Below are 13,807 nucleotides of genomic sequence, written 5' to 3' on the forward strand. Positions count from 1 at the left end.
TCAGGCGGTGAACTGACGGGTGGGCGGAGCCGGTGTGGGCGCGCGCTCGACGGTTCCGTGGCCCCGCAGGGAGGTGGCACAGGCCACTCCCGCGGCCGTTCCCTGGCCGATGGCGATCGACACCAGGTCCAGGCCCGGGGTGATGTCTCCGGCGGCGTAGACGCCGTCGACGCTGGTGAGTTGGTGGCCGTTGACGAGGATCTGGCCCTCGTCGTCGAGCTCGCACCCCAGGCGGACGGCAAGGTCGTTGGTGGGACGGTGGGCGTAGGAGAAGAACACGGAGGATCCCTCCACCACGTGACCGTCGGCCAACCGGATCCCCTCCAACGCGCCGGGTGCGCCGATGAAGGCTTCGGCCGACCCGTCGATGACCTCGATGCCGTGCCAGGCCAGGGTGGCCTTCTGGCCCTCGTCGAAGACGTCGTGGGTGGTGTCGGTGATGATTCGTACCGTGGCGGCCCAGTCGAGGAGCTCCGAGGCGAAGGCCGGAACGTGGTCACCGGCGCCCAGCACGATCACATCCCGCCCCCGGGCCGTGAGCCCATCGCAGGCCGGGCAATGGTGCACATCGGTGCCGTAGTGATCCATGAATCCCGCGATCCGGGGCAAGTGGTCACGGACCCCGGTAGCCAAGACGATCCGCGGAGTGGTGATCTGTGCCCCGTCGACCTGCGCTGAGAACCTCCCGTCCGCCTCATGGTGCACCGTGCTGACGGTCCCGTTGTGGACCATCACGTGCGGATACTGCTCCAGGCCGGAGCGGGCGTCGGCCAGCAGTGCAGCCGGGGTGGTCGGGTCCCGTCCCAACAGGCCGTAGGCCTGGTCGGCGAAGCGGTTGCGGTGCTGGCCGGCGTCGACGACCAGGGTGGAACGCTGATACCGGCCCAGCCAGGTCGCCGCCGCCAATCCCGCTGGACCGCCGCCGATCACCAGGGCGTCAACCACCTCAGGAAGGTCGCGGTTCATCGGTCCCCTTTCGACGGCAGGGCCTTGACCGCAGGGCCCTCCAGGACTGAACCGTCGGCGGCGAACCGGGATCCGTGCAGGGGGCAGTCCCAGGAGTTCTCGGCATCGTTCCAGGTCACGATCCCGCCCAGGTGGGTGCACACCGCCGAGAGCCGGCACGTCTGACCGTCCACGGTGGACACGGCCACCGGCCGGCCGTCCACCCGGCCGACGATCCCCTCCCCCTCCACCGGCGGCTCCGGGTTCAGTGCCCGCGACTCGGCCGCGGCCCAGCCGGTGGCCACCCGGACGCCCACCTCGAGGTTGTCCTTGGCCCCGGTCAGCAGGTCCGAAGGGGTGGTGAGGCGCTTGCCGAGCGTGTCCGCCCACGGGATGTTCCCGCCGAGCAGCTCGCCCGAGATCGCCAGGGCCGCGGCCACCCCGTTGGTCATGCCCCACTTGTTGTACCCGGTGGCCACATAGATCCCCCCGCCACCGCGTGGCAGGGTCCCGATGAAGGGGATGTGGTTGGCCGAGCGGTAGTCCTGCGCGGACCAGGCGTGGGTCCGCTCGGCGCCGGGGAAGTGCTCCTTGGTCCAGGCTTCGAGATCCCCGACGGCGGCCAGCGGCGAGTCCTTTCGGCCCACCCCGTGCCCGTTGCCGCCCACCAGCAGATACTCCTCCTCGCCGACCGGCGCCGTGCGCAGCGATCGGGACGGGGCGTCGGCGCTGAGGTACATCCCCTGGGGGATGGCCCCCGGCGCACCCGGCACGCGGAAGGCCAGGGCATATGAGCGGTGGGGCAGCAGCTTGGCGAAGTACCCGCCCCGGTCCAGGATGGGGGCGCCCGTGGCGAGCACGAGGTGATCGGCCTGGACGGGACCGCCGGTGGTCTCCACCCGCAGCGGGGAGCCGATCCCGGCCCCGGTCACGCGCACCCCCTCGATCAGCTCGCCGCCGCGTTCGCGCAGCTCCGCGGCCAGGGCCTCCAGGACCTGCATCGGGTGGATCTGGGCCTGGTCTTCCAGGGCGATCGCCCCGGTGACCGGGAAGGGCAGCTCGGTCTGTTCCGTCCAGGTCACGGGCAGGTCTGCGGCCTGCGCGGCGTCCAGCTCCTCGCGGAGGGTCTTCGCCCCCTGCTCCGTGGTGGCGTAGGTGTAGGCGGTGCGGCGCTGGTAGGGGACGCCCCGCTCGTCCAGGTAGCGCAGCAGCCAGGCCTGCCCCTCCCGATTCCCCTCCACGTAGGCGCGCAGCACCGTATCCGTCTGGTGACTGCGGATCTCCGAGAGGATGGTGCCCTGCAGCAGCGAGACCTTCGCGGTGGTGTTGCCGGTGGCCACCGCACCCACCGACCGGGCCTCGAGCACGGCGACGCGTTGGCCGGAGCGGGCCAGCAGCACGGCGGTGACCAGCCCGGTCAGCCCGGCCCCGGCGATGACGGTGTCGTACTGCGCGTCCGGGCTCAGCCGCCCGGCGGCCGGGTCGGGTGCCGGAAGGGGGTTCGTGTCCAGCCAGAGGGAGACCATAGGTGTGCTCATGCGGGAACGCTAACAAGACCGTGTCGCCGGACCAAGGGCTGGGCCTCGTGACGGACCGCACCATCTGGAGGCCGATGGGTGACGGACACGCCCAGGATTTCCCCGGATCCGGGTCACCCATCGACCTCTAGGTGCAGGGGTTACTCAGCGGCGGCACTCCCCTCGGGTGGAGATGCCGTTGCTGGCCATCCACCGCACCTGCGCGTAGTACGGGTTGCCCGACAGGTTGTCCGAGAACTCCGGTGCCTCCGACTGCGGCTCGGCCGTGGGGAAGTCGAACTCCCAGCTGGCCGTGGCGTCAGTCGGGATCTCGAAGTCCTCCAGCGCGCGGGCGGTCACCGTGACGAGCCCGATCCCCTCGTGCATGCCCGGCTCCATCACCACCTAGGCCATCCGGTACTCCACGCCGTCCACCGCGGTGATGGTGTAGGTGCCGGCCTCCAGGTCCGCGGTCGCGGCCTGGGGCACGACGACGGCCGGGTCCGGATCCGGGGTCGACTCCGGGTTGGGCGTGGGCCCGGGAACAATAACCGGCTCAGCAGCCGGATCCGAAGTATCGATGTTGCTGGAGCCCACCTGGAAGGGCAAGTTGTGGGCGCCCTGCAAACGCATGGCCGCATTGCCGTTCTGGCGGTTCTGGAACTTGGCCGCCGGCAACGTGGGCGTTGCCGCAGGCGTCAACATTTTAGATTCAGGTTGCAGCCAGGGCTACGTTCACGAGTCACGTCAGTGACGGGTGCGGAGCGGACGCCCCCTGGTTGACATCGGCACTGGTCAGACTCCCATCCGCAGCCAATCCACAGTGCCCCCCCGGCGTGATGACCCGCTCGGTGTTAACCGTATTCGATAGATGCGGTCGGCAGAGCTCGAGACTTACCTTGTCATTACTCGACCCCAGTTCGATGAGGCATTCCTGGCGGGAACCTGACAATTTGATCATCGCACTAGGAACTGGATGCGATCGCCTTGCAGAGCCTCCACGTAGCATTCGTCACGCTCTAAGCTTCCGTGAAACTTTCAGCGGTTATTGGTTTATGCTTTCAGCATCCCGCGTGATTTGAGTTGAAGCTGTGGACATCGTGGTTCACAAGAGCGAAGCTCCTGGCGCAGGACCCATTTGTGCTCTGTCTCCTTGGAATCCACCAACAGGCCTCACCGCGCCTGTGGCGACTCCTGCCCGTTCCGCCCGCGACATCAGACGTCAGTCTGACGCGCCCCTATCCCACCTCTAATCAGGAGTGCCGAATAACCATGAGCCTGATTCGTGTTGCTTGCCTGAAGCGCCTCTGCTGCTCATTGCTTGCTGCCATCATGGCCGCCGCAATCATTTTTGGTCTCGGTCAGGCCGGTCCAGTGCAGGCGAGTTCGGTAGTCGCTAGTGACGGTGAGCCTCCGGTGGTGGTGGACAGTTCATTCACGCCAAACGAGTGGGATCTGCGGGAGGGCCCGGTCACCGTCACCGTCCGCGCTCGGATCACAGACCAGACCGGCGCCAAGGCACCGTACGGCTACCTCTACAACCCCAACGGCGACTCCTTCGACCTCGAAGCCATGCGCTTGACATCAGGCGACGCCACAGACGGCTGGTGGGAAACAGAAATCCAGGTGCCCACCACAGTCATCGGCGGAGAATGGACGGTACGACTCAACTACCTCAACGACGTACTCGGCAACCAAGGCAACCAGCCCACCCTCGGCACCCTCAACATCTCCAACGACGGCGGTGACGGTGAGCCTCCGGTGGTGGTGGACAGTTCATTCACGCCAAACGAGTGGGATCTGCGGGAGGGCCCGGTCACCGTCACCGTCCGCGCTCGGATCACAGACCAGACCGGCGCCAAGGCACCGTACGGCTACCTCTACAACCCCAACGGCGACTCCTTCGACCTCGAAGCCATGCGCTTGACATCAGGCGACGCCACAGACGGCTGGTGGGAAACAGAAATCCAGGTGCCCACCACAGTCATCGGCGGAGAATGGACGGTACGACTCAACTACCTCAACGACGTACTCGGCAACCAAGGCAACCAGCCCACCCTCGGCACCCTCAACATCTCCAACGACGGCGGTGACGGTGAGCCTCCGGTGGTGGTGGACAGTTCATTCACGCCAAACGAGTGGGATCTGCGGGAGGGCCCGGTCACCGTCACCGTCCGCGCTCGGATCACAGACCAGACCGGCGCCAAGGCACCGTACGGCTACCTCTACAACCCCAACGGCGACTCCTTCGACCTCGAAGCCATGCGCTTGACATCAGGCGACGCCACAGACGGCTGGTGGGAAACAGAAATCCAGGTGCCCACCACAGTCATCGGCGGAGAATGGACGGTACGACTCAACTACCTCAACGACGTACTCGGCAACCAAGGCAACCAGCCCACCCTCGGCACCCTCAACATGACAGTGGGAGACGTGGCTGGTCCTATCCCAACCATAAGCGGCGGCACTACGGTCGGATCTGTTCTCTCCGCCAGCGCCGGTCGGTGGGGGCCAGATCCCGTCGAGTTGGCCTATCAATGGAATGCGAATGGTCAGCCGATCTCGGAAGCCACGACCAAGACACTGCAATTGAGCAGTCAGCATCTGGGCAAGACCATAACGGTCACAGTCGTCGGATCCAGGACTGGTTACACGCCCGCTACCACCACCAGCTCCCCGACACCTCAAATCACTGAGGGCGTTCTGCAGTCCGGAACTCCGTCCATCAGTGGCACGGCTGCAGTTGGCAACACAGTATTCGTCCAACCCGGCGCTTGGGGCCCCTCGCCCATAGACATGACGTTCCAGTGGAATGCGGGCGGAAGGCCCATCACCGGTGAAACCGGCCTCTTCTTGATCGTCTCGCCTGAATTGGCGGGCCAGGAACTCACGGCAACAGTCAAAGCCTCAAAGGGTGGATACACCTCAAGCAGCCGGACCACTGAGCCCGTCATCGTTGGCGCCGGGTCCCTGACAACATCCACCCCGATCATCAACGGCGATGCCCTCCTTGGTGAGACTCTCACCGCGCAACCGGGCGCGTGGGGCCCAGGAAGCGTGGGCCTTACCTACGCATGGCACGCCGACGGACAGCAGATTGTCGGAGCCACGGAAAACACCTTCACTCTGGCTGACGACCAGGTCGGAAAGAAAGTCGCCGTCACCGTCACAGGGGAGAAGGACGGATACAACAACGCCTCGTCTACCAGCGAACCAACGAAGACCGTTCTTGCCCAAAGAGACACCTCTGCACCGCAGGTCACGTCGTCGAAAGTGACCCCGATGAGGTGGAACTTCCAGGATGGTGCGGCCGAAGTCACTGCGACAGTCCGCATCACAGATCCTTCCGGCGTGGAAGCACCTGTTTTGTCTGCCGGGCATGACAGCGGTCAATCGGCATTCTTCGGCAGAATGAGCTTGACGAGCGGAACAGTGGAAGATGGCACATGGACAGCCACTTTCACGATCCCCACGTCCGCTGCAGTCGGCAGCTGGGACGTCTCTTTGTTCCCTCTATCTGACACGCTGGGAAATCGCACCTTCAGCTTCCGCGAACTCGGTCCGGTTGAAGTCAGGAACGAGCGAACCCTCGAGACGTCCACTCCGACAATTTCCGGTGACGCATCGATCTGGTCAACACTCGTGGCCAACCCAGGAACGTGGGGTCCTGCGCCGGTGAACTTGGGCTATCAGTGGTACGCGGACGGGCAAGAGATCTACGGAGCGACTCAGAAGGAACTCCACCTGGACCTGGGTCTGGAGAACAAGTCCATCACCGTCGCCGTAACGGGCTGGAAGTACGGGTACACGACGGAGTCCAAGATGAGTTCTTCCACCGCGAAGGTTGCTCCGTTGCCACTGACCGCAGACACTCCGACGATTTCCGGTGAAGTGGAAGTTGGGTCCCGCCTAACTGCAGACGAGGGAGAATGGCACCCGTCACCCTCGCAGTTGACCTTCCAATGGAACGCGGACGGACAACCCATTTCTGGCGCTACCGGCAAGGCCCTCACCCTTTCGACCGGCCACGTCGGCAAGGCCATCACGGTGACTGTTACCGGGCATGAGCCCGGCTTCACTACAGAGGCGAGAACGAGTGCTCCCACGTCGAGGGTTCTCTTGGGCACACTGAAATCTGTGGCTCCGACCGTCACCGGCGACCTCGCCGTCGGCAAGACCGTCACGGTTTCCACAGGCACGTGGGGCCCCGGGGAGGTGTCTCTGGCGTACCAGTGGAAGGCCAACGGCATCGCTATCCCGGGCGCCACCGATAAGTCCCTGGCCCTCACCGAAAACCACTTCGGCAAGACCGTGTCGGTGACCGTGACTGGCACCAAGGACGGCTACGACTCGTCCTCCAAGACCAGTGCAGCCACCGCCAAGATCGCTGCCGGCACCCTGACTACGGCTACCCCGACGGTCACCGGTGACGCCAAACTCGGCTCCCCCCTCACCGCCAACCCAGGTACGTGGGGCCCCGACGAAGTTTCCTTGGCCTACCAGTGGAAGGCCGATGGCACCACCATCCCCGGCGCCACCGGCTCCACGCTAAAGCTGGCCGCCGGTCAGGTAGGGAAGGCCATCACAGTCACTGTCACGGGCACCAAGGACGGCTACGCCACGACCTCCAAGACCAGCGCCCCAACGCCGGCCATCGCAGCCGGCGTGCTGACCGCACCGGCCCCGATAGTCACCGGCGCCCCCTTCACTGGACAGACGCTCGTCGTGGACCCAGGCACTTGGGTGCCGGCTGACGTCGCACTCTCCTACCAGTGGAACGCCAACGGCACCCCGATCAAGGACGCGACCAGCAAGACCCTCCCCGTGGTCGCCGGCTATGTGGGCAGGACCATCACCGTGACCGTGACCGGCACCAAGGACGGCTACACCACTGCATCTAAGACCAGCGCGGCCACCGACGAAATCGCCAAGGGCACTCTCACGACGACCACCCCAACGGTCACCGGAGAAACCATGCTCGGGTCCACCCTCACCGCCAACACCGGCGACTGGGGGCCGGTCCCCGTGGACCTGGCCTACCAGTGGAACGCCAACGGCGAACCCATCAAGGACGCCACAGTCAACACCTTAAAATTGGCAGCCGGTCACGTGGGTAAAACCATCGCCGTGACGGTTACCGGCACCAAGGATGGCTACGCCACCGCCACTAAGACCAGTGCCCCGACTCCGGCCATCGCGGCCGGCGTGCTGACCGCACCGGAACCGGTGGTCACCGGCACGCCCGTCACCGGACAGACACTCACCGCGGACCCGAGCGCCTGGGCTCCGACCAGCGTCGCCCTCTCTTACCAGTGGAACGCCAACGGCACTCCCATCCCCGGAGCCACCGGCAAGACATTCACGCTCACCGAGGACCAACTCGGCCAGACGGTCAGCATCACCGTGACCGGCACCCTTGCCGGCTACACCACTGCGTCCAAGACCAGCGCCCCGACCGGCAAGGTCACCGCCCCTGAGGCACCGACCGAGCCGACACCGGAAGTGGAACTTTCCGACGTGGCCCAGAACGCCTGGTACTACGCCCCGGTGACTTGGATGGTTGACCGCGGCATCACCACCGGCTATACGGGCGGCACCTTCCGACCACATCGGCCCGTAACCCGAGGCGAGGCAGTGACTTTCCTCTTCCGCTACGTCGACGACCAGGACTTCACCGTCCCGGACAAGGCCACCCTGAAGGACGTCCCCACCACGCACAACTTCTTCGAGCCCATCAGCTGGGCCACAAAGAACGGCGTCGTCAACGGCTACGCCGACGGCACCTTCCGCTCCAACAAGAACATGACCCGAGCCGAGGTCGCCGCCGTTCTCTACCGCCAGGCCAAGCCCGCACACACCGCCCCGACCAAGTCCCCCTTCACGGACCTCACGCCAAAGAGCAACCAGTACGAGGCGATCACCTGGCTCGCCGAACAGGACATCACCACCGGCCGGACCGATGGCACCTTCGATCCGGGAGCCAACGTCACCCGCGCCGAGCTCGCCACCTTCCTCCAGCGCTACAACGGCGTGCTGACCAAGTAGTCACCCGCTGAAGGAACACACCGAGGGCTTCCCCGCCGATCAGGCAGGGAAGCCCTCGAAGTTTCTCGGGACATTAGTTCTCCAGACCGAACCCACAACAAAATGTGAGACGAATAGTAAGTAGTAGCTTGTGCCCATGACTGAAATCGAGAACCAGCTGCTGGCGGCCAAAGCTAAGTATGACGAGCAGGCCTCGCCCCACTACGACGAAGTCCTCTCGGAAGTGTCCTCGCGAGCCGAGGCTTCGAGTTCTTTGGGCAAGGTGGACATCGGAGCCCTGGTGGCCTGGAAGCGACTCCAGGCGAACACCCGGTGGATGGCCAAGCTCATGCGCACGCCCGAAGCCGAGGTACGCGCAATTACCGCCAGAGCGAGGGAGGCAGCACTGGATGATTCGGTGGCCGTCGCCAGTGCCGCCGACACAGCACGCCGCATCTTGAAGGACCTTCCCGGTTGCGGCGGCCGAGGACAGGCAGTGCCGTCTGCGATCCTGACCGCGGCGGCTCCCCAGAGGATGGCGGTTTACGACCGGCGGGCACGCAAGGGACTGTCGACTCTGTTCGACGGCCGCATCCCCCGCTCGTATACGTACTCCGCCTACATGGAAACCGTGGACGATATTCGTCAGCAGGTGGGACAGAGCTGGACCAATCGAGACGTGGATTTGGCGCTGTCCACACTGGGCGGCAAGTAAAAACCCGCGCTGCCCGCGACATCTCACGCGAACTGCCAACTACCAGCTGGTGAGGATCTGACACACGGCCCCCGGAAGCGCTGACGCACCCAACGGACCATTGACGGAGATGCATCGCGACAGGACTCTGGCAGACGGTCGTCCCAGACCATCGCCCTATACACATCCACACGAACGTGCCTACGGTGGCCCAGTCGCGGGCACTCCGCGGCTCCGTCTACGGGAAGGGCCACGTCACATGGGAACCGTCACCGGCGCCAACGAGAATTACCTACACTACGAGGACACCGGCGGTACCGGACGGCCGGTCGTACTGGTCCACGGCTGGCCTCTGCATGGCCAGTCCTGGAAGGACCAGATCGGGGCACTCACCGCCGCCGGTCACCGCGTGATCACCTATGACCGCCGCGGCTTCGGGCAGTCAGAGTCCCAGCACCCCTACACCTATGACGCGCTGGCCGGGGACCTGGCCGCACTGCTGGAGGCCTTGGATCTGCGCGACGTCGTCCTGGTCGGGTTCTCCATGGGCGGCGGCGAGGTGGCCCGCTACCTCGCCAAGCACGGCGAGGACCGCATCACCACAGTCGTGTTCGCCGCAGCGGTCACGCCCTACATGCTGCACTCCTCCGGCAACCCCGAGGGGCCACTGAAGAAGACCGAGGCCGCGGCCATGGCGGCGCAGCTGACCGCCAACCGGGAAAAGTTCTTCGACGGCTTCACCACGGACTTCTTCAGCGCCGGGGACACGCTGCGCGTGAGCGAGGCCCAGCGTCAGGAGGCGATCGCCATGTGCCTGAAGGCTGACAAGCTGGCCGCACTGGAATGCATGGCCTCCTTCGGCGCCACGGACTTCCGCAAGGACCTGGAGCAGATCACCGTGCCGACGCTGGTGCTCCACGGCGACGCCGACGGCGTGGTGCCCCTCGAGGGCTCCGGCCAGCGCACCCACCAGGCCATCCCCCACAGCGAACTCGTGGTGATCCCCGGCGCACCGCACGGCCTGAACGTCTCCCACGCGGAGCAGTTCAACACCGCGCTCCTGGACTTCATCGGCCGCTGAGCGGCCCTCAGAAACGGTCAGAGGCCGGTCAGGATCACCGCGAGCAGGATGCCGATGACCACCACGAGCGCGATGATGGCCGCGATCTGGAGCTGACGGGCGGAGAACCGCTTCCGCCGGACGTATTCGGTCCGGTACTTGATGAGCTTGTTCTCTTCCGGCATGTGCACCCCTCACGCAGATTCGTCGAGACGGTCTCAGGCGAGATCGCAACATACCACCGCCCCGGGGCTCCGATTCAAGCGATCACGTCACAACCGGGGATACGCCGAGCAAACTGACAGCTACCGGCCGGTTAGGACGTGACGCACCGCACCCGGCAACGCTGAGGCGCCGAACGGCCCCGCTTCGGCAGCCCGCGTTCCGGCCGTCCCGTGCAGCCATGCCGCGGCGGCGGCCTTCTCCACGGTGGGTGTCGGCCCGCCGTGCTCGGTCCGGGCGAGCGCCGAGCCGACCAGCCCGGCCAGGCAGTCACCGGTGCCGGCCGTGGCCAGTTCCGCCCCGCCCTCGTTCTGCACTAGGGTGCGGCCATCGGGCGCGGCACACACGGTCGTGGCGCCCTTGAGAAGCACGACGACGGCCAGTTCCCTGGCCATGCCCCGCGCGGCGGCCACGGGGTCCAGTCCCGCCACGGCGGTGAAGCTCGTCTTCATCTCCGGGACCAGCCGACTGGCCAGCCGGAGCAGCTCGCCCTGGTGCGGCGTCAGCACCACCTCGCATCCGGCCAAGCGGAGCCGTCCGAGGTCCTCCAGCGAGATGAGATCCAGCGCGGAGGCATCCAGCACGAGCGGCAGCCCGCCGTCCACGCAGGCGTCCACCACCTCGGCCAGCCGCCGCCGAGCATCGTCGTCGGAGCCCAATCCCGGTCCGGCCACCCACGCCTGGGCCTTGCCCTCCACCCCGGGCCCGGCGACCACCTCGGGGTGCGCCGACAGGACGAGATCGGCCGCCCGCCGTGGACCGGCGTATTGCACCATGCCCAGCCCCGAGGCGAGCGCCGAGGAACACACCAGTACGGCCGCCCCCGGGTACTGCTCGGACCCGGCGCAGACCCCGAGCACGCCGCGCCGGTACTTGTGGTCGTCCCAGGCGGGCGGGGCGAAGACCGCGAGTGCATCGTCGCGCTCCAGCGACGAGACATCCAGTTCCGCCAAGTGTGGGCCGAGGCCGATGTCCACCACCTCCACCCGGCCGGCGGCATGCGCGCCGGCACCGACCATCAGGCCGGTCTTGAGCGCCCCGAAGGTCACGGTCACGTCGGCGGGAATCACTCCCCCGGCCACGTGTCCGGTATCGGCGTCCACTCCGGACGGCAGATCACAGGCTACGACGACGGCCACCGCCTCCGGCACGCGCGGCGGCTCCCAGCCGCCCCGGGCTCCGGTCCCGAGCGCGCCGTCGATCAGCAGCGTCGTGTTCTCCGGAACTCGTTCGGCCACCCGGCCGCCGGCTCGTTGCAGCGCAGCCAGGCCGGCCTCGTGCATGGTCGTCCCGGTCGGCACGGCCACCACGTCCACGCCGCGGCGGCGCAAGAAGCTCAGCGCCCACAGGGCGTCGCCGCCGTTGTTGCCCGTGCCGACCAGCGCCGCAACGGTTGAACCGGCCACGGGCCCTTGAGCACGCAACTCGCGGAGCACCACGGACGCCAGCCCCCATGCGGCTCGGCGCATTAGGGCATCGCCCTGGCCAGCATCGAGAAACGGCCTCTCTGCGGACCGGATGGCGGAACCGGTGTGTGCATGAAACACAGCAGGCCTTTCTTGGGGTTCAGTCGACCGCCGAAGACATCGATTTCTGTTCGTCCAACCCATATTGCCGGATACGCACATTCGTCAGCCGTACTGAGCACGTCGTCACGGCCAATCGTCTCCATCAGGTTTGCGTTTAACATCGACTCCGGAGAAGTCCCAGTGGCCCTTGATACCGCGGTGGGATCGAAGGACTCCACCTGGCGGCACCAGCGGTTCGACATCCAGCTCGGCAGTCAAATTTAGTGGTACGGATAAATTTAGTGGTACGGACCGTCTGTGGCGATGCCAGCGGGAACTCTGCTTGCTTTCCGTCGAGTCCGCTGGCTGGCGAGGCCACTGCGCACGACACCTCTGGATCGTTGCCCGGTTTCCACGCCAGGAACAGATGGGACTTGAACTGTATAGAGACCCTCAACAGTTCGGGCTTCACGGCGGTACCGGAAACGCTCGCCCCAGGTCCACACCAGGATGAGTGCCAGCAGAAGGAGCAGGCGGGTTCCTGTTCGTCCCATGAAGGTGTGCGTGCCGGACCAGAAAAGGTCAGTCATACCACCGGCCGCAATGATCAGGGCGGTCAGGACGAGCCCATCACGGCGTGAGGCCACACCGCGCGCGATCGATCGGATGAGGCCGAGATCAAGCCAGCGGATGAGTAGCCCGGCGGCTGGCACCATTACCAGTAGACCGAGGGGCCCGAAGTTGTAGACGAACTCCCCGTGAAGCAACGTTGCCAACGTCCCACCCATTGCAGCCAGAGCTGGCGCGTAGATCCACGCGGACTCCAGTGCCAGCCCCTCCGGCTTCCCGGCCCACAACCCGCTCGGGACGTGCGTGACGAGAGCTGCCCAGAAGGTCGAGCCCCAGGCAAGATCGAAGGCCGCTGGGTTCGCTAGCATGACAGAGAACTGGCGCAGTGGCTCCACCACGGACCCGACACCATCGAGTGCCTGACCAGTGGTAGCCAACCCGAAGGCTTCCCTCTGCCCAATGAGGTAGATAAGGGCTGGCGGGATGGCAGCGAGCGTTGCTATCTTGGCCCACCAAGTCCTCCACCGGGTCAGCAGGACCATGACAAGACTGAAGGCCAGAGCAGATAAAACCAACCGTCCAAACCCTGAGAATACGAATTCGGCATAGATTATGGCGAGCGCTGCGACGACGATGAGGGATATCAACCCGTGTCGACGGCCGAGGCCAGTGAGGAGGCCTACCGATGCGAGGACCACCCCAGTGAACGCCAGCGGGGCACCAACCGAAGATCCCACCCCAGCCAAGACCATTGCCGCACCGATCCCCGTCATGATCAGCCCGAGAGGAATAAAGCCACGGAGGGCTGCGCGCTCAACCTGCCCCGGCTCGGGCTCGGCCGATGACCTACCGGCCCAAAACAGGTAATACATGGTCGCGTGGGTCAGGAAGACGACTCCGATGGCCTTGGCGAGAGCCGTATCATTCGGTTGGGCGTCCATCCAGTAGAAGCCCGCAAACCCTCCGAACAGTCCGGCACACACCGACCACACACCAGCTGCTGTGACGTACCGCCCCCCATGGCGGAGAAACACCCAAATACTGAAGGCTATCGACATCGCAGACAACACTGGCGTCTGCCAGCTGGGATCCTCTGCGAGGAACATCACTGCTGCGCCGACACCTACCCAGAGGACTGCCCCGACGGTAGCCAGGATTAACCGGACGGTGGCCGGTGAGGCGGGGGTCTTCAATGTGAGCACGCAACCGATCTGAAAATGAGCCGAGATTCCCTCCAAGGATAGCGGCGGTAGACCGACACCATCGC

The 13,807-nt window shown here is 65.7% G+C and carries 10 protein-coding genes; 3 read left to right on the forward strand and 7 right to left on the reverse strand.

The annotated features are described in order from the left end of the window. The 4 genes from RE421_RS14665 to RE421_RS14680 form a co-directional block, all read right to left on the reverse strand. Nucleotides 1-966, reverse strand: coding sequence for an NAD(P)/FAD-dependent oxidoreductase (locus tag RE421_RS14665; RefSeq protein WP_309811594.1), 966 nt, complete (start codon nucleotides 964-966; stop codon nucleotides 1-3). Beyond that, nucleotides 963-2,471 carry an FAD-dependent oxidoreductase gene (locus RE421_RS14670; RefSeq protein WP_396134660.1) on the reverse strand — a complete coding sequence of 503 codons (1,509 nt, stop codon included), beginning with the start codon at nucleotides 2,469-2,471 and terminating at the stop codon, nucleotides 963-965. Before RE421_RS14670 ends, RE421_RS14665 begins: the two co-directional genes overlap by 4 nt. A gap of 156 nt (nucleotides 2,472-2,627) precedes the next feature. Continuing rightward, nucleotides 2,628-2,849, reverse strand: a complete 222-nt coding sequence (locus RE421_RS14675; RefSeq protein ID WP_309811599.1) for a hypothetical protein — start codon at nucleotides 2,847-2,849, stop codon at nucleotides 2,628-2,630. Between the two features lie 18 nt (nucleotides 2,850-2,867). Beyond that, a complete protein-coding gene (locus tag RE421_RS14680) occupies nucleotides 2,868-3,167 on the reverse strand; it encodes a hypothetical protein (RefSeq protein ID WP_309811602.1) in 300 nt (99 codons plus the stop codon). A 567-nt stretch (nucleotides 3,168-3,734) separates the two neighbouring features. Here RE421_RS14680 and RE421_RS14685 point away from each other — a divergent pair. From RE421_RS14685 to RE421_RS14695, 3 genes are all read left to right on the forward strand, one after another. Further along, nucleotides 3,735-8,507 carry an S-layer homology domain-containing protein gene (locus tag RE421_RS14685; RefSeq protein WP_309811605.1) on the forward strand — a complete coding sequence of 1,591 codons (4,773 nt, stop codon included), beginning with the start codon at nucleotides 3,735-3,737 and terminating at the stop codon, nucleotides 8,505-8,507. A gap of 136 nt (nucleotides 8,508-8,643) precedes the next feature. Beyond that, a complete protein-coding gene (locus RE421_RS14690) occupies nucleotides 8,644-9,201 on the forward strand; it encodes a hypothetical protein (RefSeq protein ID WP_309811607.1) in 558 nt (185 codons plus the stop codon). Between the two features lie 238 nt (nucleotides 9,202-9,439). Beyond that, a complete protein-coding gene (locus RE421_RS14695; RefSeq protein ID WP_309811610.1) occupies nucleotides 9,440-10,261 on the forward strand; it encodes an alpha/beta hydrolase in 822 nt (273 codons plus the stop codon). Nucleotides 10,262-10,278: 17 nt separating this feature from the next. Here the strand turns inward: RE421_RS14695 and RE421_RS14700 are convergent, their stop codons facing one another. The 3 genes from RE421_RS14700 to RE421_RS14710 form a co-directional block, all read right to left on the reverse strand. Then, nucleotides 10,279-10,425 (reverse strand): hypothetical protein, encoded by a 147-nt coding sequence (locus RE421_RS14700; protein ID WP_309811613.1) that lies wholly within the window; start codon nucleotides 10,423-10,425, stop codon nucleotides 10,279-10,281. A gap of 120 nt (nucleotides 10,426-10,545) precedes the next feature. Then, on the reverse strand, nucleotides 10,546-12,009 hold the full coding sequence (locus RE421_RS14705; protein WP_396134518.1) for an NAD(P)H-hydrate dehydratase: 1,464 nt from the start codon (nucleotides 12,007-12,009) through the stop codon (nucleotides 10,546-10,548). 260 nt (nucleotides 12,010-12,269) lie between these two features. Beyond that, nucleotides 12,270-13,742: a hypothetical protein gene (locus RE421_RS14710; protein ID WP_309811617.1), complete on the reverse strand. Its 1,473-nt coding sequence runs from the start codon at nucleotides 13,740-13,742 to the stop codon at nucleotides 12,270-12,272. Nucleotides 13,743-13,807: the final 65 nt, after the last annotated feature.

The sequence above is a fragment of the Citricoccus sp. I39-566 genome (genome assembly GCF_031432995.1).
Lineage (GTDB): Bacteria > Actinomycetota > Actinomycetes > Actinomycetales > Micrococcaceae > Citricoccus > Citricoccus nitrophenolicus_A.